23 protein-coding genes are annotated in these 21,719 nt (G+C 40.8%); 4 read left to right on the forward strand and 19 right to left on the reverse strand.

What is annotated here, in order from left to right; all coding sequences use genetic code 11:
- Positions 1 to 16 precede the first annotated feature (16 nt).
- The 7 genes from grpE to gpr form a co-directional block, all read right to left on the reverse strand.
- Positions 17 to 583 (reverse strand): nucleotide exchange factor GrpE, encoded by a 567-nt coding sequence (gene grpE / locus ACYH0O_RS17220; protein WP_482629664.1) that lies wholly within the window; start codon positions 581 to 583, stop codon positions 17 to 19.
- Positions 584 to 679: 96 nt separating this feature from the next.
- The gene (gene hrcA / locus ACYH0O_RS17225; RefSeq protein ID WP_482632599.1) at positions 680 to 1,714 is read right to left on the reverse strand and encodes a heat-inducible transcriptional repressor HrcA; all 1,035 of its coding nucleotides are present in this window, start codon (positions 1,712 to 1,714) and stop codon (positions 680 to 682) included.
- A gap of 268 nt (positions 1,715 to 1,982) precedes the next feature.
- Positions 1,983 to 3,140, reverse strand: a complete 1,158-nt coding sequence (hemW, locus tag ACYH0O_RS17230) for a radical SAM family heme chaperone HemW (RefSeq protein ID WP_482632600.1) — start codon at positions 3,138 to 3,140, stop codon at positions 1,983 to 1,985.
- Between the two features lie 66 nt (positions 3,141 to 3,206).
- Entirely contained in the window at positions 3,207 to 5,039 is a 1,833-nt protein-coding gene (gene lepA, locus ACYH0O_RS17235) for a translation elongation factor 4 (protein WP_395940718.1), read from the reverse strand.
- A gap of 187 nt (positions 5,040 to 5,226) precedes the next feature.
- The gene (locus tag ACYH0O_RS17240) at positions 5,227 to 5,562 is read right to left on the reverse strand and encodes a DUF3679 domain-containing protein (RefSeq protein ID WP_149158041.1); all 336 of its coding nucleotides are present in this window, start codon (positions 5,560 to 5,562) and stop codon (positions 5,227 to 5,229) included.
- A gap of 20 nt (positions 5,563 to 5,582) precedes the next feature.
- Complete coding sequence (gene spoIIP / locus ACYH0O_RS17245) at positions 5,583 to 6,791, reverse strand: stage II sporulation protein P (protein WP_482629665.1); 1,209 nt, start codon at positions 6,789 to 6,791, stop codon at positions 5,583 to 5,585.
- A 586-nt stretch (positions 6,792 to 7,377) separates the two neighbouring features.
- Complete coding sequence (gene gpr, locus ACYH0O_RS17250; RefSeq protein ID WP_482629666.1) at positions 7,378 to 8,487, reverse strand: GPR endopeptidase; 1,110 nt, start codon at positions 8,485 to 8,487, stop codon at positions 7,378 to 7,380.
- A 202-nt stretch (positions 8,488 to 8,689) separates the two neighbouring features.
- Between gpr and rpsT the strand changes: the two genes are divergently transcribed.
- Positions 8,690 to 8,941, forward strand: a complete 252-nt coding sequence (gene rpsT / locus ACYH0O_RS17255) for a 30S ribosomal protein S20 (protein ID WP_044339591.1) — start codon at positions 8,690 to 8,692, stop codon at positions 8,939 to 8,941.
- A 164-nt stretch (positions 8,942 to 9,105) separates the two neighbouring features.
- The gene (locus ACYH0O_RS17260; RefSeq protein WP_482629667.1) at positions 9,106 to 10,323 is read left to right on the forward strand and encodes an ISL3 family transposase; all 1,218 of its coding nucleotides are present in this window, start codon (positions 9,106 to 9,108) and stop codon (positions 10,321 to 10,323) included.
- An 84-nt stretch (positions 10,324 to 10,407) separates the two neighbouring features.
- Here ACYH0O_RS17260 and holA read toward each other — a convergent pair whose 3' ends face one another.
- Positions 10,408 to 11,436: a DNA polymerase III subunit delta gene (gene holA, locus ACYH0O_RS17265; protein WP_482629668.1), complete on the reverse strand. Its 1,029-nt coding sequence runs from the start codon at positions 11,434 to 11,436 to the stop codon at positions 10,408 to 10,410.
- 295 nt (positions 11,437 to 11,731) lie between these two features.
- Between holA and ACYH0O_RS17270 the strand changes: the two genes are divergently transcribed.
- Entirely contained in the window at positions 11,732 to 11,866 is a 135-nt protein-coding gene (locus ACYH0O_RS17270; RefSeq protein WP_113970642.1) for a YqzM family protein, read from the forward strand.
- 150 nt (positions 11,867 to 12,016) lie between these two features.
- Here ACYH0O_RS17270 and ACYH0O_RS17275 read toward each other — a convergent pair whose 3' ends face one another.
- The 3 genes from ACYH0O_RS17275 to ACYH0O_RS17285 form a co-directional block, all read right to left on the reverse strand.
- Entirely contained in the window at positions 12,017 to 14,284 is a 2,268-nt protein-coding gene (locus ACYH0O_RS17275) for a DNA internalization-related competence protein ComEC/Rec2 (protein ID WP_482629669.1), read from the reverse strand.
- Complete coding sequence (locus ACYH0O_RS17280; RefSeq protein WP_482629670.1) at positions 14,277 to 14,840, reverse strand: ComE operon protein 2; 564 nt, start codon at positions 14,838 to 14,840, stop codon at positions 14,277 to 14,279. Before ACYH0O_RS17280 ends, ACYH0O_RS17275 begins: the two co-directional genes overlap by 8 nt.
- An 80-nt stretch (positions 14,841 to 14,920) precedes the next feature.
- Positions 14,921 to 15,532 carry a helix-hairpin-helix domain-containing protein gene (locus ACYH0O_RS17285; protein WP_482629671.1) on the reverse strand — a complete coding sequence of 204 codons (612 nt, stop codon included), beginning with the start codon at positions 15,530 to 15,532 and terminating at the stop codon, positions 14,921 to 14,923.
- Positions 15,533 to 15,612: 80 nt separating this feature from the next.
- On the opposite strand from ACYH0O_RS17285, the gene comER reads away from it, so the two are divergent.
- Positions 15,613 to 16,434, forward strand: coding sequence for a late competence protein ComER (comER, locus tag ACYH0O_RS17290; protein ID WP_482629672.1), 822 nt, complete (start codon positions 15,613 to 15,615; stop codon positions 16,432 to 16,434).
- Positions 16,435 to 16,545: 111 nt separating this feature from the next.
- On the opposite strand, the gene ACYH0O_RS17295 is transcribed toward comER, so the two are convergent.
- The 8 genes from ACYH0O_RS17295 to ACYH0O_RS17330 are packed head-to-tail and all read right to left on the reverse strand — an operon-like array spanning position 16,546 to position 21,545.
- Complete coding sequence (locus ACYH0O_RS17295; RefSeq protein ID WP_482629673.1) at positions 16,546 to 17,292, reverse strand: class I SAM-dependent DNA methyltransferase; 747 nt, start codon at positions 17,290 to 17,292, stop codon at positions 16,546 to 16,548.
- Positions 17,293 to 17,646 (reverse strand): ribosome silencing factor, encoded by a 354-nt coding sequence (gene rsfS, locus ACYH0O_RS17300; protein ID WP_044339584.1) that lies wholly within the window; start codon positions 17,644 to 17,646, stop codon positions 17,293 to 17,295.
- A 4-nt stretch (positions 17,647 to 17,650) separates the two neighbouring features.
- Positions 17,651 to 18,217, reverse strand: a complete 567-nt coding sequence (gene yqeK, locus ACYH0O_RS17305) for a bis(5'-nucleosyl)-tetraphosphatase (symmetrical) YqeK (protein WP_482629674.1) — start codon at positions 18,215 to 18,217, stop codon at positions 17,651 to 17,653.
- The gene (locus tag ACYH0O_RS17310) at positions 18,210 to 18,776 is read right to left on the reverse strand and encodes a nicotinate-nucleotide adenylyltransferase (RefSeq protein ID WP_482632601.1); all 567 of its coding nucleotides are present in this window, start codon (positions 18,774 to 18,776) and stop codon (positions 18,210 to 18,212) included. The genes yqeK and ACYH0O_RS17310 overlap by 8 nt, the downstream gene beginning before the upstream one ends.
- 14 nt (positions 18,777 to 18,790) lie before the next feature.
- Entirely contained in the window at positions 18,791 to 19,084 is a 294-nt protein-coding gene (gene yhbY / locus ACYH0O_RS17315) for a ribosome assembly RNA-binding protein YhbY (protein WP_113970651.1), read from the reverse strand.
- Positions 19,071 to 19,916 carry a shikimate dehydrogenase gene (aroE, locus tag ACYH0O_RS17320; protein WP_482629675.1) on the reverse strand — a complete coding sequence of 282 codons (846 nt, stop codon included), beginning with the start codon at positions 19,914 to 19,916 and terminating at the stop codon, positions 19,071 to 19,073. Before aroE ends, yhbY begins: the two co-directional genes overlap by 14 nt.
- 10 nt (positions 19,917 to 19,926) lie before the next feature.
- Positions 19,927 to 21,027 (reverse strand): ribosome biogenesis GTPase YqeH, encoded by a 1,101-nt coding sequence (yqeH, locus tag ACYH0O_RS17325; RefSeq protein WP_482629676.1) that lies wholly within the window; start codon positions 21,025 to 21,027, stop codon positions 19,927 to 19,929.
- Positions 21,024 to 21,545, reverse strand: a complete 522-nt coding sequence (locus ACYH0O_RS17330; RefSeq protein WP_397541197.1) for a YqeG family HAD IIIA-type phosphatase — start codon at positions 21,543 to 21,545, stop codon at positions 21,024 to 21,026. Before ACYH0O_RS17330 ends, yqeH begins: the two co-directional genes overlap by 4 nt.
- Positions 21,546 to 21,719 lie beyond the last annotated feature (174 nt).

Below are 21,719 nucleotides of genomic sequence, written 5' to 3' on the forward strand. Positions count from 1 at the left end.
ATATGTAATGTCTTTATTATTGATTGACCTTCACCATGGAAGGACGAATTACTCTGTCTTTCAGTTTGTATCCCTTTTGGAATTCTTCAACAACTACATTGCTATCGAAGTTTTCATCTTCTGTTTGCATAACTGCTTGATGCAAATGTGGATCAAACTCTTGACCTACCGCTTCAATTGGTTCTACTCCCTCTTTCTTAAGGGCTTCAACAATACTTCTATGAACCATTTCCATTCCTTGAAGCAGTGTTTTTGTTTGATCATTATCAGCATCTATATTTAAAGCACGCTCGAAATTATCAAGTGCAGGTAATAGTTCAGTAATCAGTCCTTGAGCACGATACTTCTCCTTCGCTTCGCTCTCTAAATTGACTCGGCGGCGGAAGTTATCGAAATCGGCTCTTAAACGGAGATAACGATTCTCAGACTCATTCAGCTTATCTTCCAATTGTGAAAGCTCATCTGATTCTTGTTGTTCTCCTGCTGCTTCCTCTGCTTGAGGTTCTTCAGCGAACACTTCTTCTACTGCTTCGCTGTTTTCTTCTTTCGCATCATGCTGCTCTTGTTTTGTTTCTTCAGACATAACATTCACCTCCTTAAAAATCTACGAACACCAGAAGGCTCCAGATGACGATAAAGACGGCATCAGGGCCTTATTTTCCTTTATACAATATGTCCACTAATCTTCACTTTGATACAGTTTCGTAAGAACCTTGGACATATCATTTGAAAAGAAATTAAGTAAACTCACGACACGGGAATACTCCATTCGGGTAGGCCCGATAATCGCAATGGATCCTAATTGTTCTTTACCAATAGAATAAGTAGCGGTTATGAGACTGCAATTCTCCATAGCAAGATGATCATTTTCTTTCCCGATTTTAATGTTCAATCCAGTAGCGGATGGACGAATCAAGTTGTAGACGCTCTCTTCTTGTTCGATCATCTCAAGGAGCATGCGAACTTTATGGACGTCATTAAACTCAGGTTGGTTGAGTATATTGGTTTTCCCACCAAAGAACAGCTTATCTGTGACCGTTGGATTAAAGGAATCCGTAATCGAGTGAAGGATAAAATCATAGTTCTGAATATGCTCTCTTAGTAAAAGAGCGACTTCCTTGAAAATTTTATCGTTTAACTCACTGATAGGAACACCCGATAACCGGTCATTCAGGATGTGCACAAGCTTCTCTAGCTCTGCTGCATCCATTGTCGGGGGGATATGGAACAGTTTATTTTCAACATGTCCATTATCCGTCACGATGATGGCTATCGCTGTATCTTTGTTCAGAGGAATAAGTTGAATCTTTTTCAGCTTATTTTCCTTCAAATCGGGACCTAATACGATGGTCGTGTAATTCGTCAGCTCGGAAAGAATCTTTGCCGACTTCTGGACCACTTTCTCCAATTCATATATTCGCTCAGTAAAGATGGAGCGTATCGCATGCACGTCATGCTTCTTTAATTTCTGTGGAGAAAGCAAGTGGTCCACATAATAACGATAACCCTTTTCAGATGGAACACGTCCTGAAGAAGTATGCGTTTTTTCGATAAAACCCAAATCCTCCAAATCAGCCATTTCATTTCGAATCGTAGCCGAGCTGAAGGAAATTTCATCCTTCTTGGACAAGCTCCTCGAACCGACAGGCTGAGCTGACAGGATAAAATCATCAATGATCACTTGAAGAATTAGAAGTTGTCGATCTGTTAACAACATTCATCACCCCTGTTAGCACTCTCTCAAGATGAGTGCTAAATCTAATTAATAAATTATCAAATCAGAAAAGGGATGTCAATATATTAGATTAGCTCTTTTCCTAAAGTCTGTTGCTTTTGAAAAAGCGATTAGTGGTTGATTTCCACTCCAGGTGCTCGCTTTCCGCGGGGCGTGAGTTGAGCACCAGCAGCGAGAATCAACTTTCAAAGCATGATCTACTTGATATAGATTAATATAAACACCATACACCTTTAGAATTCAGCCATTAGATTACACCTAGGAAAGATTGAAATACCTCGTTTCCTAGAAAGCGCCCCTGTTCCGTAAGTGCCACACGCTCCTCATCTACTAAAAGCAGTCCTCGCTTCTCCATTTCCGCGATGGAGGTACCAAAGACGGACTCCACGCTGCAATTAAATTTCTGTTGGAATATGGATTTACTCACTCCCTCTACTTTACGTAATCCGAGGAACATTTCTTCTTCCATGCTTTCTGCTTTCGTTACCTCGTGTTTCTGAATGGTAGGCAGGGAACCTTCTGCAATCGGGTCCATATATTTCTTCAAGGGACCGTAATTGGAATAACGTACTCCGTTTATATATCCGTGAGCACCGGCTCCTAAACCATAATATTCATTATTGTCCCAATAAACGAGATTATGTTTGCTTTCGAATCCCCGTTTAGCAAAATTACTGATTTCATATTGATTGATCCCGTATTTCTCCATCGTTTCGATTAGAATCTCGTACATAGCCGCTTCCTGATCTGGAGAAGGCAATGACAGCTTCCCTTTCCTCATCAGGTTGTAGAAGACCGTTTTCGGCTCTACGATGAGTGAATAAGCTGAGTAATGAGGAAGATCAAGGTCAAGTGCTTTCTTCAATGTATCTTGAAAATCTTCCTCTGTTTGCTTAGGCAGGCTATAAATCAGATCAATGCTGATATTCGAGAATCCTACTTTTTGAGCCGTTTCCACAGACGTATACACATCTTCGCTTCTATGTGTCCGTCCGATTCCTTTTAGGAGCTCATCATTGAATGACTGAACACCAAAACTCAATCGATTCACACCGTGGTCCTTTAACACTCGAAGTTTGTCTTCCGTCAAATCGCCGGGGTTTGCTTCAAATGTGAATTCCCCCTGATCAAAGGGCAGGTGAGTGTTGATCGATTCGCATAATATATCGAGCTGGCTCGCATTCAATGACGTCGGAGTGCCGCCACCGACAAAAATCGTATCAAGCTTGTCAGGTGACATGACTCTTTGCTTCATTTCATTGCCCAGGCTGATTAAATATTCATTTACAGGCTGTCCTTCTAAAAAGACTTTATTGAAATCACAATAGTGACAGATATGTTCACAGAAAGGTATATGAATATAAGCTGATTTTACCAAGTATATCCCTCCTTTTGGGGCAGTCATAGAGAAAAGGGGGTAAGCAGTGCTTGTTTGGTACAAGCCACTTTCCCCCTTTATCATCAAGACCAATTATTTTTTATCCGTATCGTCCATTTTCAGGACTGCCATGAATGCTTCTTGCGGAACTTCTACATTACCAACGGACTTCATACGTTTTTTACCTTCTTTTTGTTTATCAAGAAGTTTACGTTTACGTGAAATATCTCCACCGTAACATTTTGCCAGAACGTTCTTCCGAATGGCTTTAATGGTCGATCTTGCGACAATCTTCTGTCCGATCGCTGCCTGGACGGGTACTTCGAATTGTTGTCTCGGAATTAATTCCTTCAATTTCTCAACAATCAACTTCCCGCGTTCATAAGCGAAGTCACGATGAACGATAAAGCTAAGGGCATCGACATTTTCAGCGTTCAACAGGATATCCATCTTCACAAGTTTGGATTCCTTGTATCCGATCAGTTCATAATCAAATGAAGCGTACCCTTTCGTATTTGATTTCAATTGATCGAAGAAGTCATACACGATTTCAGCAAGCGGGATTTCATAGACGATGTTCACTCGTGTATCATCCATATACTGCATGTCGATAAAGTTCCCGCGTTTTCCTTGGCAAAGCTCCATTACGGCACCAACGTAGTCATTCGGAACCATGATCGTTGCTTTAACATAAGGCTCTTCTACATGATCCACTTTTTGCGGATCAGGCATCATGGACGGGTTATCCACTTTCACTTCTTGACCATCTGTCAATTTGACATGATAGATAACACTTGGTGCAGTCGTAATAAGGTCGATTTTGAATTCGCGTTCAATGCGTTCCTGAATGATCTCCATATGAAGTAGTCCCAGGAATCCACAACGGAACCCGAATCCTAACGCTTGAGATGTTTCAGGCTCATATTGAAGTGCCGAGTCATTCAATTCAAGTTTCTCAAGTGCTTCCCTAAGATCGTTGTATCGATTTGAATCGATTGGATATAAACCGCAATATACCATCGGGTTTAAGCGGCGGTATCCTGGTAATGCTTTTTCAGCAGGTTTTTTCGCAAGAGTGATGGTATCCCCCACCCGGGTGTCGCCAACATTCTTGATCGCTGCTGTTAAGTACCCAACATCCCCGACCGTTAATTCTTTTTGTCCCGTCGGTTTCGGAGTGAAGACACCGATCTCTGTTACTTCAAACTCTTTCCCGGTCGCCATCATACGGACTTTATCTCCGACTTTCACACTTCCTTCCATCACACGGATGTAGGCAACGACTCCTCTATATGCGTCATATAAAGAGTCAAAGATTAGGGCTTTTAGTGGGGCATCTGGATCTCCCTGTGGGGCGGGTACTTTTTCAACCACCTGCTCGAGGATCTCTTCAATCCCGATCCCTGCTTTGGCTGATGCCAGGACTGCTTCCGATGCATCCAGACCGATGACATCTTCCACTTCCTGTCGAACCCTTTCAGGATCTGCTGCAGGAAGGTCGATTTTGTTGATGACCGGCAGGATTTCCAGGTCATTATCCAAGGCAAGATACACGTTTGCCAATGTTTGCGCTTCAATCCCTTGAGCTGCATCCACAACAAGGACGGCTCCTTCACAAGCAGCTAAACTACGAGATACTTCGTATGTAAAGTCTACGTGCCCTGGTGTATCAATCAGATGAAAGATATATTCTTCTCCATCCTTTGCTTGATACTTTAATTGCACAGAATTTAATTTGATTGTGATTCCACGTTCTCTCTCAAGATCCATTGAATCCAGTAATTGCTCTTTCATTTCACGCGCCGTCAGTGCTTTCGTTTTCTCCAAAATACGATCGGCAAGGGTAGATTTCCCATGATCTATATGAGCAATGATCGAAAAGTTTCTAATTCTCGATTGTCTTTCTAATTTCTCTTCACGGTTCATTATACGTTCAACTCCTGTTATTTCCACACATGTACACTATTTTGAATTATAGCAGTAGACTATATATTATTCAATGTAAACTAAAGGGCTATACGGGAATTGTCCATTTTCAAAGGAAATCAATTAAGTTCTTAGAGACAAAGCCTCAAAAAAAAGAGAAGGCTGGAACATTTCCGATAGCCCTCCCTTATATTAACGAAGCAATAAAGTTCACTATTTCATTGGTGATACTTTCAATTATATTCGCCAGCGCCTTTCCGATCGAGGAAAACGCATTAAAGGCCTTCATGTCCTCTAATTTCTCTTTCTTTTCGCTTAACGTTTCCGATTCTACTTCATTCCCAAGGAAAGACGCTTCCACGTTTCCTTCCCGGTCCTGACTCACTCCCACCGGTGAAGTGAAGTTTTGTTGTTCATGTCCCTTCATTTCCACGATGCCCTGATTCGCATACTGCATCCCGATCAGTACCCCGATAAATAATGCAGATATAAGTAATGCACATTTAAAGAAGAATTTTATCATTGGTTCATTCATCCTTTTTATTACTGACTTGAAGCAGGAGCTACAGGTATATGATTCACCTTTTCAGCCTGCCAATAATATTCAGCGAATACTTCAGCGAAAGCCTGTGCAGAACGTTCCAATTCTTCGAACGTATTATCGACTCCGCCAAACTCCAGTAACATGGCATTGCTTGAGAGATCCTGGTTGAACTTCCCGTTGGTCCCGCTTCCCTTTTTAGCAATCACTCCACGTGAAATACCTTTATATTTTTCTTCCAATAATTTATGAAGCTCTGTTGCCACCTTTAAATTCTGCTCGTAATTCGGATGCTCTTCCCCAACGACAAATGCGAGCTTGGCATAAGATTTTCCATTGATCGTCCCCGTCGTGACAGCCCTTCTTTGAGAATCACGATGTATGTCAACGAGATATAGCAAGTCTTTATTACTTGTCATGGCAGCCTGCACTAAAGGTCTCGACTCCTGGTAAGCAGCCCAATAATCCAATCCTTTTTTGTGTAAGGTCTGAATCACGTCGGTTTTATCAATGCTCGTTCCAATACCTAGGTCCTCTAAGTTCTTCTTCACCATATCTCCCACCTTGGTGACATTGACTTCTGAGTGCATGGCTGAATCCGGATTGGTTACCCCCTCCAAGTAAGGCAGATAGGATTCACGGGTATGGGTGAAGTAAAGATGAACCGTCTTTTTATTTCCGGTTGATAATGGCGGGGCCGCGTCCCCACTCTTTTGATCCGGGTCTTTAAGCTTCTCTACATTCTTGAGTGGCGCTTCATTTCCTGCCTCAAGTGCTTCAGGAGGCGGGACCGACTCAATCGGCATATTCGTAAAATCCGTCCCATCCCCGGCCACAAGGATATCCCCATCGAAAATCGAGAATCCCGGAAGCTCTCTCCCCAGGAAACTTCGGGGATCTTCAAAGCTCACGTTGGTAGCCACCTGAAAAAGTAGGGATGACAAATTCGGTAAAGCCTGCTCTTCTTCAGTCAAAATTTGATTAAAAGACCGGTTTTCTAATGCCAAGATCTTATATAATGCATCACCCTTCACATTGGAAGCCGCTTGATTCAATGAATTCGATGTAATTCTATACTCAGGGTTCAAGGAAGTGAGGATGCCCGATATCGAAAAAATCGAGAGCAAGCCTGCCACGAAGATCAACATCCCTTTCAGTATCGTTGACATATTAATCGCTACTACATAATTAGGCGCTTTATACGACCTCATTCTCCCACCCTTTCCTTTAATCTACTCTAGTACAACGTATGTCGTTACTAGAGATAGTAGAACTATATTTAGTAGTCATTATGAGGTTATTGGTGGAAACTTAAACGGGGGAATCTATTATTTTTAGTGTGGTCTGGAGTAGATGGGGGTTGGGAATCGATAGCTGGAGTGAAGTAAGATGGGAGGAAATTTCTTTTTTGAGGGAGATTCACGATTTTTGAGGCGGGGGAATAACCCCTTTTAGGTGAAAATCAGCCTTTATTCTAATATTTTCGGTTTCAGCGGCAAATAAATTCCAATTTTTATAGAAAAATCCTGTCATCTTTTTGGATATCAGCGAATTTTTCATTTTATCAGCGAAATACTGATTTTATCAGCGAAATCGTCACTTTTATCAGCGAAATTTCAAATATATCAGCGAAACGATTATTTCTAATCAATCTAAACTTTAGAGCACACTGATTCCGGAACCAGGTGATTCGAGAGCTTACAATTTCCCTCAAGATCCGTTCACTCTATTCCCAATTCATCAAAGAACGCCTCAAGGGTCATTACCTACCCCTAAGGCGCTACTTTCATATGCAATCTATCTCGTCTGATAACCCGCATTCTCCTGATCAACCGCATCATGCAGTGCAGCATTCAATCCGCTTGCGATGAGGTTGGCCATATCTTCCATGAACACGTCCACTTCTTTAGGTGTGACCATCAGATTATGTCCGATGGGAGCCAATACTTCATGAATCAATTTCCGTTTTTCCTGATCCTCGAGTGTTCCGACAATTCCCATGAAGGTTTGACGATGTTGTTCTTCCGGAAGATCTTCTTCTGTTAATTTCCTTCTCTCACCAAAGCTTAATCCTGCAGGGGCAAGGGATCTGGATGGACGGTCCCCTTCTCTCATTTCTTTCCCAAAATGCTTTAATAGAAAGTCGACTGTATCACTTACGATTGTGACAGCATCGAGTACGGTCGGAACGCCGATGGCAATAACCGGAACCCCTAACGTTTCCTGGTCCAACCCTTTTCGCTTGTTTCCTACACCTGACCCTGGATGTATGCCTGTATCCGAAATCTGGATGGTTGAATTGACACGCTCAATGGATCGGGAGGCCAGGGCATCGATGGCGATGATGAAGTCGGGTTTGGATTTCTCCACTACACCGAAAATGATATCGCTCGTTTCAATGCCCGTCAGCCCCATCACACCAGGTACAAGGGCACTGACCGGTCGATAGCCCTCCTCCACTGATTCCGGCTGCAGTTCAAAAAGATGTCTCGTCACAATGATATCTTCACATACGCGTGGCCCTAATGAATCCGGGGTTACATTCCAGTTACCGAGTCCAACAATTAAGCAGCTAGCATTTTTACTGATTTTATTATTAATTAAAAATTGATTAAATTCATTGGCAAATACTTTTTCAACTCTTTGTTGCAGTTCTGCATCTTCCTGGCGAATTCCATGGGCCTCGATGGTTAAGTAATTACCAGGTTTTTTACCGATTTTCTCTTCTCCTTCAGGTGTAACGGTGACAAGGGAAACTTTTACCCCATCCTCTTCTTTCTCTTTAATCATGACTCCTTGGATGGATGACGTATCCTCCGCGTTATCACTGACGACCATTTCTCTTGCTTCAACAGCAAGATCGGTACGAATGGAATATTTACTATAATCGATTTCTTCTTTTTTCATTTCGACTCTACCTCCAGGCTTGGGATGTTATCTACTATTTTTTTATGTTTACCTTTTTCGTATGGGTTCATTCACTCGTTTAATTTCAATACATAGTATTGCAATATCACTGTTCGTTTGATAAAATATCATTTGTTCTTATTGTTTAGGAATTTAAATCGAGTCACATAGAATCTCGATCCTTTTATAGGAGGTGACAGGAATGCCAAATATCAAATCAGCTATCAAACGTGTAAAAACTAGCAACGAGCGCAACGCTCAAAACGCTGCTGTGAAATCTACAATGCGTACTGCTATCAAGAAAGCAGAAGCTGCAGCTGCTAACAGCGCAGATAACGCTAAAGAATTAGCAACAGAAGCGGTTCGTCAATTAGACAAAGCAGCTCAAAAAGGTCTTATCCACAAAAACGCTGCGGATCGTCAAAAGTCTCGCCTTATGAAAAAAGCGAACTAATTGAAAAAAACCACCTCGCCCTATGGCCAGGTGGTTTTTCTTTTGGTTCTATAATATTTGTTGGGGTTCTTACACAATTAGAAGACACAAAAAATGCACGTAATCGCCCAGTCTTTTATACTTGAATTGTCGAGAAACAAGTAAAGATTGGAGATACGTGCATAATGAATTCTATCATAATGTTGCCTGGTTTTGAAGAAGTAAACATCACGAAGATGGAAGAAGTGGATGAGCGACTTTGTTTACATATAGAGCTTCCTCTTAAGTCACACAAATGTCCAGAATGTGCGACCAGTACAATGAAAGTTCATGATTACCGGATACAAAAGATTAAACATCTAAAGTTGTTTGAAAGACATACGCTTCTTTTCTACAGAAAGAGACGCTATGCTTGCCCCTGTGGAAAAAGATTTGCAGAAAAAAACTCCTTTGTGGAACGATACCAACGGTTATCAGTAGAGTTTAATCAGGCTTTAAAGATCCGAAGTATTAAGGGGAAGACCTTTAAAGAAACGGCAGAAGTGTATGGGACTTCGGCTTCCACTGTGGTAAGGCGCTTTGATCAATTGGCAGAAGTTACGGTCAACGAAGTAGCTAAAGAACTGCCTAAGGTCATTGCCATAGATGAGTACAAAGGGGATACAAAAGAAGGGAAATACCAGCTCATTATCGCGAATGGGATTACCAGAGAACCGATCGATATCCTTCCAAATCGTTATAAAAACACCATTAAACACTACCTAAGAAGATATGGTTCTCAAGTGGAGGTGGTCGTAATGGATATGAGCCAATCGTTTAAGGCAGCTGTACAACAAGCTCTTGATAAGCCCGTCACTGTGGCCGACCGCTTCCACTTTGTCCGCTATATTTATTGGGCACTTGATGGTGTGAGAAGAAGGATACAATCTAGTTGGCATGACTATGATCGGAAGAAATGTAAGAAGATGCGACATGTGTTTTATAAGAGGTCAGATAAATTAAATGAGAGCGATCAGTGGTATCTTCAAAGGTATCTCGAGATGTCTCCTGAACTGAAACAGGCATATGAACTCAAAGAGAGGTTTTGTCAGTGGTTTGACAAAGCGAAAGTGAATGGGGAAGAAAACATCATGAAGACAAAAAACGCCTTATATGACTTCTACGAAGCGATTGATGCGGCTGGAATTCCTGAATTCCAACGTTCTGCCCAAACACTAAAGAATTGGCAAAATGAAATATTGAATAGCTTTCGATATAACTATTCAAACGGGTTTTTAGAGGGCATAAACAACTTAACGAAAGTGATGAAACGAAACGCATTTGGCTTTAGAAGCTTTCTTCGTTTTCGAGCAAAGATTTTATTAACACATAAGTATAAGAGAATGGGTACGCATATTGGATAAGGGTGAAGCAAAACTCACCTCACCCCAACATTTGACGTTGAACCTTTCTTTTCCACATTATTATTCATCGTCATAACTCAAAAATCACGTAAAACTCTGATCATGTAGTTTAAACAGAAACATTTCAATCATCAGTTCTTTTTTGATTTTTCCAGTTTTGATTTCGTAATCTCCTTGAGATAGCAATTCGATGATATGGGCGAGTTGTTTATCGTTGAAGTGCTTTGCCTGTCCTGCTGCAAGTTTCACTCTGAAAGGGTGTACTTTTAGGTAGGAAGCAATTTTTTGCTGCCCGTATCCTCTTCGCGATAATTCCTTTGTTCCATATATCAGTCTGAATTGTCCTGCCAGGATCGATAGAATCTTCAACGGTTCTTCGTTTTGTTTGAGAAGATCGTAATATATTCTCAATGCCTCATCGATTCTTCTGTGAACGACCTTGTCCACTAAAGTGAAAATATTTTGTTCCAGTGACCGGGCTGTTAATCGTTCCACCACTTCCACGTCGATTCTGTTTGTATCGCTTGCGTATAAAGAAAGTTTGTCCAACTCTTGTGTGAGCATCATTAGGTTTGTTCCAGCGAGGGTCAGTAATAGTTCAATCGCATCTTCATCTATCTGAACACTATTAGAGGCAGAACGTTCTCTTACCCAGGATTTTAATTCATGCTCGTTCAGCTTTTTGGCCTCTACCACTTCTGCCAGTTTCTTCAGGGACTTTGTAATTTTCTTACGCTCGTCCAGTTTTTCGTAATTCGCTGTAATGACCAAAATCGTATAAGGAGCAGGGGATTGTATGTATTGTTCCAGTCGTTTAATGTTGTGCTCTACCTTCTCTTTTGTTTTTTCAGCTGTCAAAAAGACAGGGTTTTGTAGGATGACCACCCTTTTCTCCCCCATAAATGGAAAGGTTTCTGCATCTTCTATCGCCACTTCCACAGGGGTTTCCTCCAGATCATAACTGGAAAAATTAAAATCCATTTCTTCTTCTGAAAGGGCATTTGAGACAATTCTTTGTTTCGTTTCATTAATAATAAATGACTCATTTCCGTAAACTAAATAAATAGATCCGAATTGAGATTTCTCTATTTTTTTCCAAATATCAATAACCAAGTCAGCACTCTCCATTAAGTCTTTTCTCTACTCTATGGTAAAAAAGCTTTTTGGTTTTGGCAAGGGGTAAAGGGGACATCCGTCATATGGGACACCCCCTATATCTATATTAACGTTAACGGAGAAGACCTAGGAACCTTTTCCGTTAAGCGGTATTTCCTTTGTAATGATTAGTGTCACCTGAGCTCGGGGAACTTATAGGTGACAACTCTTGTCAGTAAAGGAAAAAGTAAAGTGAAGTATAGATTTTTCAGTAGCGATGTTCTATACTAGAATAGAAATAGGAGGGGTAGTTGTGAACCAATTTGAAAAGAATGTACAATCAAAAAGAAATGATGCAGTAGATTCAGGCGTTGGGTTTATTGTATCATTTGGATTCTTTGCTACAATGTTCGTTATTGCAACTGTTATTAAGTTCATCGGCTCATAATGAATATTGGAGGCAGACCTTAAAGATTCCGGTTTCTTCAATTTCCATATATGGTACTGGTGTATCATACAGATGGCTTGAAGGCACCTGACTCTTTCTGATAGGTCTGCCCCTTTTTTCATTAGCGCTTCATTTGTTTTGTAATACATCCTATGGCAGATGGGCTGAAAACGTTCCTTTTTTATCCCAAAAACGATAGGTGATCGCCCCATTTTCTCCCGTGCTATATATAGTTATTCCTCTTCTCTTCAATCGTTCCAATACCTCAGGATGAGGATGGCCAAAGCGATTGGATTCACCCGCTGAGATCACCGCCACAGACGGATTCGTTTCAACGAGGAACTCCTCGGTTGTACTCGTATTACTCCCATGATGACCTACTTTTAACACATCAATTGGCAGATCAAAGGTTTGGATGAACTCTTCCTCCCCTTGCTCTTCTAAATCTCCTGTAAATAACCATTTCAATGACCCGATTTCTCCATATAACACAATGGAGTCATTATTTCCTTCATACTCTTCATCTTGTGGCGAAACAATATGCAGTCCATCCTTATTTCCAGCCCAACTGTATGGATACCGGGCTTCTTTAACCGGAATTCTCTTTCGTCGGGCAATTTCCATTATTTTCTTCATTTCGCCTTTCTCTTCGCTGTTAGGGCTAATCAAGACTTCCTTCACTTTTAGTTCCCCAAGGACCGCTTCTGTTCCCCCAATATGATCGAGATCTCCGTGTGTTAAAATCAGGGTGTCAATGGACGTGATACCTTTGCTTTTCAAAAAAGGAACGACGATGTCTTCCCCTACAGAAAAGCGATTCTTTCTCTCTTCCCATTCTTCTTTCGGAAACTGAACTTCCCCACCTGTATCGATCAGATAGGTTCCCCGATTGTACGGTAGTTTGATCAATGTAGCATCACCTTGCCCAACATCCATAAATACAATCTCTCCATGAGGATCATAAGTGTTTAGCAGCATGTGAAAGGCTCCATAGAAAAGCAAAAGAAGCCCGGGAAGCATATATTTCCTCTTTTCAAACAAAACAAACACAAAATAAATAACGATGAGGTAACCAATCAACAACAGAAATGGAGGCTTTCCCATCACGATTGTGCTTAATGGAAAAGAAGCGAAAAAGGCAGATACCCATTGAATTCCATCCAATAGATATTTATGGAACAGAATCAACCAGTCAACTGTTAGAAAATAGACGATGATAGTTAAGGGAAGAACAATGACTGAGAAAAGGGGTACATAAAGAAGATTCGTGAGAAAGCCCATCAAAGAAAATTCATAGAAATGATAGATGATGATAGGTAAAGAAGATAGCTGGGCAATAAGTGTTACTTTCACCAATTGTGCAATGGATGAAGAAGTATTTAGAATAACTGCTGAAGATACTACAAGAGAAAAACTCACCATAAATGACAGCTGAAATCCAACATTGAAGACAGAATATGGATCATACAAAACCAACATCACAAATACAATGCACAAACTGTCGATTATTCTTAACTTGCTTGCCACTTTTCTACTGAGCAGAATCACGATCAGCATGGAAGATGCCCTCATCACGGAGGGAGATGCGCCCGTCAGTACGATATAACATAGGAGAAAAACAATCCCTATCCATGTCACCGATTCTTTTGTGACGCCGATCCTCAATAGACAATAGTGAAGAATCGCAAAAATCAAACCAACGTGCAGGCCAGAAATCGCCAATAAATGAACGACACCCAGCTCTCTGAATGCCTTCATCGTGTCGTCTGCGATCATCCCTGTTTCTCCAAACAGTAACGCTTGGGTCACTCCTACTGATGAAGAAGGAAATTCTCTTTCGATTTTTTTCAATCCATCAAACCTTAGTTGTATGAGGGCATGTTTCCATTTGCTCTGATTCACGCATCCCCCTAATGCTTGTACGTCGAGTATCCAATAAACACCTCGATGAGCTAAATAATTTTTATAATGAAACAAGTTGGGATTTTTATTCGGTTTGGGTTCTGTAAGCTGCCCCTTCCCTTCACAAACAAAACCGGGTTTCACTTGTTGGAATTTTCGTTTTTCTTCCTCTGAAGAGAAATAGTAACGCATGAGAACCTTCTCTTTCTTTATTTGAGCGAGGGCAACAAATGAATTCCCATCGATGGTTGGAATTTCATTGATCACAATTTGTGAGTCGATCGGTTCAGATTCTGATGACAGAACGGTTTTCTGTCTCTTTTCTTGTAAAGTGGTGTTGAGAAAGGAAATAAAGAGAAATAGGAGGCAGAGAAAAAGGATGGTGTAGGTCATTTTTCTGAGGAAAAGGGCTAGAAGGAGCAGAGCAAGAACGACAGCACCCCAATGGAATTGAAGTGCCAGTAAAGTTCCTGAAAGTACTGAAATCGCGGGGTAAAGGTATATTCCTTTATTCATTAAATAGCTTTATGTATACTTGTTCATAGTAAGCAAGCTTTTCGTCTTCAGCACCTTGAATTCTCAAGTCTTCGATTAACTGAAGCATCAAGGAGGCTTTTTCTTTGTGTTTTACGTCGATGCTGCTCTCTTGAAAGGGCACTTTCTCTACATGGACGTTTGCCTTTTGGAAAAGTTCAATGGCATAAGGATGATTTTTATAATCTTTTGCATAATAAACCGTTTTGATTCCTGCCTGGATAAGAGCCTTACAGCATTGCAGACAGGGGAAGTGAGTAACATATATCTCCGCATTCTCCGTTCCGACCCCAAACTTGGAACATTGCAGCAGGGCATTCATTTCGGCATGAATGGTCCTCACGCAGTGATTGTCAATTACATAGCACCCTTCGTCTATACAATGATCCCCTCCTGCAATGGAGCCGTTATAGCCTCCTGCAATGATTCGTTTTTCACGAACGATGGTTGCCCCCACCGCCAGTCTTGTACACGTGCTGCGCAGGGCAAGAAGCTGACTTTGGGCCATAAAATATTGATGCCAAGCGATTCTTTCCATCACCATTCCCCCTTCTATGTTATTAGGTGCATTTTCATTTGCTTGTTTAAGTGTATAAAGACTTCCTATGTTTCGTCAATTCATTGGACATAAATATATTCTTTTAATTTCTCAAAAGTTTTTTCACCGACTCCAGAGATGTTTTGAATTTCTTCTATAGTCTCAAACGGCCCATGTTCTTCGCGATATTGGATAAAGGTTGAAGCTTTCGCAGGACCAATTCCGGGCAGTGTTTCGAATTCCTGTTTAGTGGCTGTATTAATGTTGATTCTACCCTTTTCTGAATCGTTCCCAGGCATTGAAGGTGCCATAATCTGTTGGGGCGTTTCTATTTCTCCGATTTTAGGGACATAAATCATCATTTCGTCTGATACCTTTACCGCTAAATTGATCACTTTCTTATCTGCTTCTGCGGTGAAACCACCGGCTCTATCGATCACAAACTTCAACCTGTCTCCCTGCCTGACTTCATATAATCCAGGTTTAACAACCTCCCCCTTTACGTCTACAAATACTTTTTCGACTATTTTCAATTCTTCAGGCTCCTTTTCTATTTTTGCTGGAGCGGCTGTAAAAGTAGCCTCTTTAACTGGAGCGGCGGAAGCATTTTTTAATATATATGCAATCAGGACAATGGCACAAATCACAAGAATCACAAGAACCGTTCTGTATTTTTCAATTAGGGATTGCACAGGAAATCACCTCTGGTGGAATATTCATTGAAAGGAATTCATAAGTTTTAGGAGAGAGTGTGATAGAAGGAGGGCTGCACATGAAAGTGGGTATTATTGGAACGGGAAACATGGGGAAAATCATTATTGAAGCTCTCATTGAATCAAAGGCGATTTCTCCTTCACATCTTCATATTACGAATCGGTCATTAAAAAAAGCCGAGGATATAAAAGAAAAATGGAATAAAGTGAATGTAAGCCATTCAAAAGAAGAAGTGATCAAGTCATCTGACTTAATCTTCATATGTGTGAAACCTCATGATGTTTATGATGTGATTCAGGAGAATAAAAAAAGTTTTACCAGTGATAAATGCGTAGTTTCAATAACCAGTCCAGTAAGCGTGGAACAATTAGAATCTATCCTGACCAGTTCCTGTGCCCGATTCATTCCAAGTATTACAAATCGTGCATTAAGCGGAGTGTCACTTTTAACGTATGGAAGTCATTGTTCAGATAAATGGAGACAGGAATTAATGAGACTGGCTGAGCATATCTCCACACCGGTAGTCATTGATGAAAATGTTACGCGAGTTGCTTCAGACATTGTCAGCTGCGGACCTGCTTTTTTCAGTTATGTTACACAAAGGTTTATTAACGCTGCAGCAGAAGTGACAGAAATTGATAGGGAAACAGCCACTGTCTTAGCATCTGAAATGCTTGTTGGTCTTGGGGACTTATTGAAGAAAAATATCTATACATTACCGACACTTCAAGAAAAAGTTTGTGTAAAGGGAGGAGTGACTGGAATAGGAATTTCCGTAATGGAAAGAGAGCTGGGAGAAGTTTTCGAGAAATTATTTGAAGCCACACAGGAAAAGTTCGTGGATGATATTGAAGGAACGAAATCACAATTTGGAGTCTAGTCAGGCTCCTTTTTTATATTTCGACACGAATTGATTTTTTCCTTCTTTTTTATAAAATCTTTTTATAAAAAGCCGTATCATTCTCTTTTCAGAGACGATTCGGCTTTTTTATCATTTCTTCTTACACGTAAAGAAAATTCTTTCGCTATGGTCTGTAGGGGCTTCTTGTGTGAAGTCTGCAGAGATGTTCAACACTTCGAACCCTGCATCCTTCAACCATTCTTTTATAGTCAGAATGGGGTATGTGCGCTGTTTGTGAAGTTCTTCTACTCGATTGTACTGATTCGTTTCCTCATCTTTCACGAAAAAAGTCAGTTCATGCTCTACACTATTCGGATCTTCTCCAGGGAAGCAATCCCAAATGTACGAGACATGTTCATCCGTAAGGGTAAACGTCTGGTTTATAAATATTTGTGTCATTTTATAAATGGAATGTACATCAAATAGGAATAAGCCATCATGCTTAAGATGAGCATATACACTTTTGAATGTATTTTCCACGTCTCTTTCGTCTTCCAGGTAATTCAGGGAATCACAAAAAATCGTGATAAGGTCATATTCCCCAAGTGAATCAAGCTTTGACATATCCTGTTGAAACAGATTAAGCTTTACGTTCATTTCTAAAGCCTTTTCCTGAGCTACCATCAGCATATCCTGAGAGAGATCGACTCCTGTCACATTGTAGCCGTCCCGGACAAGGCGCAGCGATAATTCCCCGGTGCCACAAGCGATGTCAAGGACGCTTTCCCCTTGGAGAGAATAGGCTTTAGCTTGTTTATTCACAAACTCCAACCAGCCGTCGTATGGGACGTCCTGCATTAAATAATCGTACACATAAGCAAAACGTTCATAACTCATTTAGTGACTCTCACCTTGTCCAACTTCGACGAAGGATGCATCTCCCCATAAACGCTCTAGATTATAGTAGCCTCTTTCCTCTTTATGAAACACGTGAGCGACGACATCACCTAAGTCAACTAAGATCCAGCGTGCTTGATCAAATCCTTCCAACCGTTTGACTGTATAGCCGTTTTCTTCTGCTCTGTCCTTTAATTCCCGGGCAATGGCCTGCACCTGTTTGTCTGAGTTCCCATGACAGATCAGAAAATAATCCGCAATTAAAGAAACACCCTTCATATCTAATACAACAATATCTTCAGCACGTTTATCATCAGCGGCATTAAACGCTAATTCTACTAAATTTTGTTCCATTCCTTCATCTCCTCTTGTTTAAAATTAATCCGTTATAAAAGCGAAATGTATCTGGGTAGATCGCTTGATTTTTTTTCATAAGAAAGGTCATCGTATTTTGAAGTGCCTTCAACAGCCCTTGGTCTAATGACTCTTTTGCGAGTTCCCTCACTTCTTCCACCCCGGGAAATTGTCGATTCGGTTCGATGTAATCAGCTAAATAGATCACTTTGTCAAGGATAGTCATCTCTTCTTTACCCGAAGTGTGGTATCGGATGGCATTTAAAATATCTTCATCCTGTATACCAACTTCACGCTCTACAAGTAACGCTCCTACCGGTGCATGCCAAAGCTCGCTATTGTACAGCAAAAGATCCTGAGCCAACTTCTCTTCTACAATGATTGTTTGCATTTCCTGCTTATCACGGAACTTCGCATAATCATGGAAAATCGCCGCTATTTCTGCCTTTTTCTCATCGGCTCCATATTGCTTTGCAAGCTCTATGCTTGTTTCCATGACTCCACAAGTGTGTATATAGCGATGTTCCGTTAAATGTTCTTTTACGATTTCCAAGGCTTTTTCCCTATTCATACAATTTCTCCTCCTTTATGAATCGATACACATCGTCAGGGACTAAATAGCGTACCGATTGCCCCAGTTTCACTGTGTTGCGAATGTAGGAAGAAGAAATATCAATGGATGTTACTTCAAGCAATTGAACATTAAACGAAGTGTCATGTGAATAGGAAGGACGATTGACACCAATGAACCTGACCATTTCCTGAAGTTCCTCTATCCGGTACCACTTCGGGAGATATTCGATCATATCCCCGCCTATTATAAAAGAAAACTCGGTGTCCTCTTCCCTCTCGGTTAATAGCTTGATGGTGTCGTAAGTGTATGAGGCACCCTCTCTTTCAAGTTCAATCCGTTCAATGGAAAAGTGAGGGTTACTCTTAATCGCTTTTTGCAGCATGAAGAGACGCTGTTCAACTGAAACACTTTCATCCGCCTGTTTATGAGGAGGAACGTGATTCGGTAGAAATCGTATTTCATCCAAATTCGCCTTCTCTAAAACTTGTTCCGCAATAACCAAATGGCCCATATGAGGAGGATTGAATGTCCCCCCCAGGAGTCCAACCTTTTTCATCATTTTATCAATCCTTATCGTGGTAGGATTAATTGCTTGTTTTCTTTCGACTCCTTGTAAAGGACAATTGTATTTCCAATGATTTGAACAATTTCCGCCCCTACTCCTTTGGATAACTCGTCAGCAATCTCAGACTTATCCATATCACAGTTTTGAAGAATACTGATTTTCATCAATTCTCTTACTTCAATCGCTTCTCCGATTGTTTTGATCATATTTTCATTGACTCCGCCTTTTCCTACTTGGAAAACCGGATTTAAATGATGTGCTTCAGAACGTAAATATCTTTTTTGTTTACCTGTTAACATGTTGACCTCCTAGTTGTTGTAAAACGGTGTTTTTCATAATCGAATAAGGTGGAAAGATTCCCGTCCACTTTTCAAATGAAAGGGCTCCCTGGTACACAAACATATCAAGACCATTTTGAGTACGGGCACCTTTCTGATTCGCTTGCTTCAATAATGCTGTTTCCAAAGGATTATAGATAATGTCACTAACGATGCATCCCTCTTTTAACTCTTTGATCGTTAATGGACTGTCTTCTATATGAGGAAACATTCCTATAGATGTTGTATGGATGATCACATCATATTGGTTCAATGTGTTTTCAGCAGCCTCTAGAGATAGAAATCCCGAGTTCAAATCGAAAGGACAAGCTTCAATCATCTTTTCAGCTCTCAGTGCCGTACGGTTGCTCACATCGATTCTCTTCACTCCAAGAGAAGCAAGGGAATAATAAATGGCTTTCGCAGCACCACCGGCTCCGATAATCAGCATCGATTTATCTTCAAGTTGTTCATCTGCTATATTTTTCAAGCCTTCCACAAACCCAAGACCGTCTGTATTATAACCGATCAGCTTGCCATTTTCATTGACAATCGTATTCACTGCCCCGATTGCCTCGGCCAATGGATCAATTTCATCTAAAAGTTGCATGACTTGTTCTTTATGGGGAACTGTCACATTCACTCCTTTAATCCCTAACGCTTTTATTCCATTTATGGCTTGGGAAAGCTGCTCTTTTTTCACGTGAAATTTCACGTAAGCAGAATCCATTCCACATTCTTGGAACGCGGCATTATGCATCTCGGGAGACATAGAGTGAGCAATCGGATCTCCTATAACACCATATAGAGCCACAGAATCCCTCCTAGATTAATGATTTTCTCAAGAAAACACTAACGCCTTTAGGAACATGGGCAGCAATGGTTGCCCCTCTGTCATTCACTGTAATCCATCCTAAACCTGAGAAGACGATATCCGTTTTTGCTTCTTTAATTCTAAATTCATGCCTCACAAGTGGAGGGAATGATTCCATATCATCTTTTCTTGGCGGCTGCAACAGTTCTCCTGCATGATTCTTATAGAGCTCATCGGCTTTCTCAATCTTTGTGCGATGAATGGATAGCTCATTTGAGAAATAACAGGTAAATGCCTGACGCTCACCAGCCATGAAATCAAAGCGCGCCAACCCACCGAAGAACAGGGTTTGTTCTGGATTCAACTGGAAGGTTCTCGGCTTGATCTCTTTCTTAGGAGTAATGATTTTCAAATCCTGTTTATCAACAAAATGAGCCATCTGATGATGATTAATAATTCCAGGCGTATCTATGAGTGACTCTTCGTCATCAAGTGGAATTTGAATCATATCGAGAGTGGTGCCAGGGAAATGAGAAGTCGTAATGACATCTTGTTCACCTGATACATGCTTGATAATACGGTTTATAAACGTTGATTTCCCTACGTTTGTACACCCTACTACATACACGTCTTTTCCATTTCGATAATGTTCAATCGCTTCGATCGCATCAATAATTCCCTGACCTTTTGCGGCACTCACTAACTGAACATCAATAGGCTTCAATCCTAATTGACTTGCTTCATGTTTCATCCAATGAATCAGCTTGGAAGGTTTCACAGATTTGGGAAGCAGATCCACTTTGTTACCAATAAGCAGAATCGGGTTAGATCCTACGAAACGATGCAATCCAGGCAGCCAGCTCCCATTGAAATCAAATATATCGACAATCTTGACAATCAACCCTTCTGAATCACCAAGTTCATTTAATATTTTCAAGAAGTCATCATCCGTTAAGGGGACATCCTGGACTTCATTATAATGCTTTAATCTAAAGCAACGTTGACAAATAATCTCTTCTTTTTGAAGAGCTGAAGAAGGTGCATAACCCATTCCTTCCTTATTCTCCGTCTGGATTTCAACGCCACATCCTATACATACAACTTGACTCACTTTTTATCCTCCCACTCAAGCATGCCTTTACGCTTGAAAAACTTCATTATTCTTCGTTCTACACGACGATTGAACTTTGTGATGAACCCATCTGATTGTGCAACAGGAACAACCAGTATCGTATGGAAGCCGTTTCGGTTTCCGCCTAATACATCCGTTAAAAGCTGGTCTCCAATGACTACCGACTCTTCCTTCTTCACACCCATTTCCTGAATCGCCCTTTTAAAAGCACGTCCCATTGGCTTACGGGCCTGGAATATAAACGGAACGCCCAATGGCTCTGCAAATGCTCCCACCCGGTTTTTGTTATTATTGGACACAATGGTCACAAGGATTCCATGCTCCTGCATTTCTTTAAACCACTGGATTAACTTAGGGGTGGCATTGGGACGGTCCCATTCCACTAACGTATTATCTAAATCTGTAATGATCGCTTTAATTCCTTTTTCTTTTAAATACTCCGGTCTGATACTGAAAATATCTTGAACCTGTTCATCGGGTAAAAATTGCTTTATCACTTGCAGCACCTCAAATTTCATTATCATTTATATGCTTTAATATTTACTTTTCTTCTTAGTCGTATAGCTCCACGTCCATTGTTTCTGCGGATACCGATTCTCTCTATAAGTATCCTTTAACCTATAACAGATTAATGATAACCAATTTTCCCTGCAGATTCAAAATAAATCACA

It is taken from the genome of Rossellomorea sp. H136, from assembly GCF_056838065.1.

Coding starts and splice junctions, on each gene's coding strand:
- grpE (WP_482629664.1), bottom strand. CDS start 583: ATGTCTGAAGAAACAAAACAAGAGCAGCATGATGCGAAAGAAGAAAAC.
- hemW (WP_482632600.1), bottom strand. CDS start 3,140: ATGACTGCCCCAAAAGGAGGGATATACTTGGTAAAATCAGCTTATATT.
- lepA (WP_395940718.1), bottom strand. CDS start 5,039: ATGAACCGTGAAGAGAAATTAGAAAGACAATCGAGAATTAGAAACTTT.
- ACYH0O_RS17240 (WP_149158041.1), bottom strand. CDS start 5,562: ATGATAAAATTCTTCTTTAAATGTGCATTACTTATATCTGCATTATTT.
- spoIIP (WP_482629665.1), bottom strand. CDS start 6,791: ATGAGGTCGTATAAAGCGCCTAATTATGTAGTAGCGATTAATATGTCA.
- gpr (WP_482629666.1), bottom strand. CDS start 8,487: ATGAAAAAAGAAGAAATCGATTATAGTAAATATTCCATTCGTACCGAT.
- rpsT (WP_044339591.1), top strand. CDS start 8,690: ATGCCAAATATCAAATCAGCTATCAAACGTGTAAAAACTAGCAACGAG.
- ACYH0O_RS17260 (WP_482629667.1), top strand. CDS start 9,106: ATGAATTCTATCATAATGTTGCCTGGTTTTGAAGAAGTAAACATCACG.
- ACYH0O_RS17275 (WP_482629669.1), bottom strand. CDS start 14,284: ATGAATAAAGGAATATACCTTTACCCCGCGATTTCAGTACTTTCAGGA.
- ACYH0O_RS17280 (WP_482629670.1), bottom strand. CDS start 14,840: ATGGAAAGAATCGCTTGGCATCAATATTTTATGGCCCAAAGTCAGCTT.
- comER (WP_482629672.1), top strand. CDS start 15,613: ATGAAAGTGGGTATTATTGGAACGGGAAACATGGGGAAAATCATTATT.
- ACYH0O_RS17295 (WP_482629673.1), bottom strand. CDS start 17,292: ATGAGTTATGAACGTTTTGCTTATGTGTACGATTATTTAATGCAGGAC.
- rsfS (WP_044339584.1), bottom strand. CDS start 17,646: ATGGAACAAAATTTAGTAGAATTAGCGTTTAATGCCGCTGATGATAAA.
- yqeK (WP_482629674.1), bottom strand. CDS start 18,217: ATGAATAGGGAAAAAGCCTTGGAAATCGTAAAAGAACATTTAACGGAA.
- ACYH0O_RS17310 (WP_482632601.1), bottom strand. CDS start 18,776: ATGAAAAAGGTTGGACTCCTGGGGGGGACATTCAATCCTCCTCATATG.
- yhbY (WP_113970651.1), bottom strand. CDS start 19,084: ATGTTAACAGGTAAACAAAAAAGATATTTACGTTCTGAAGCACATCAT.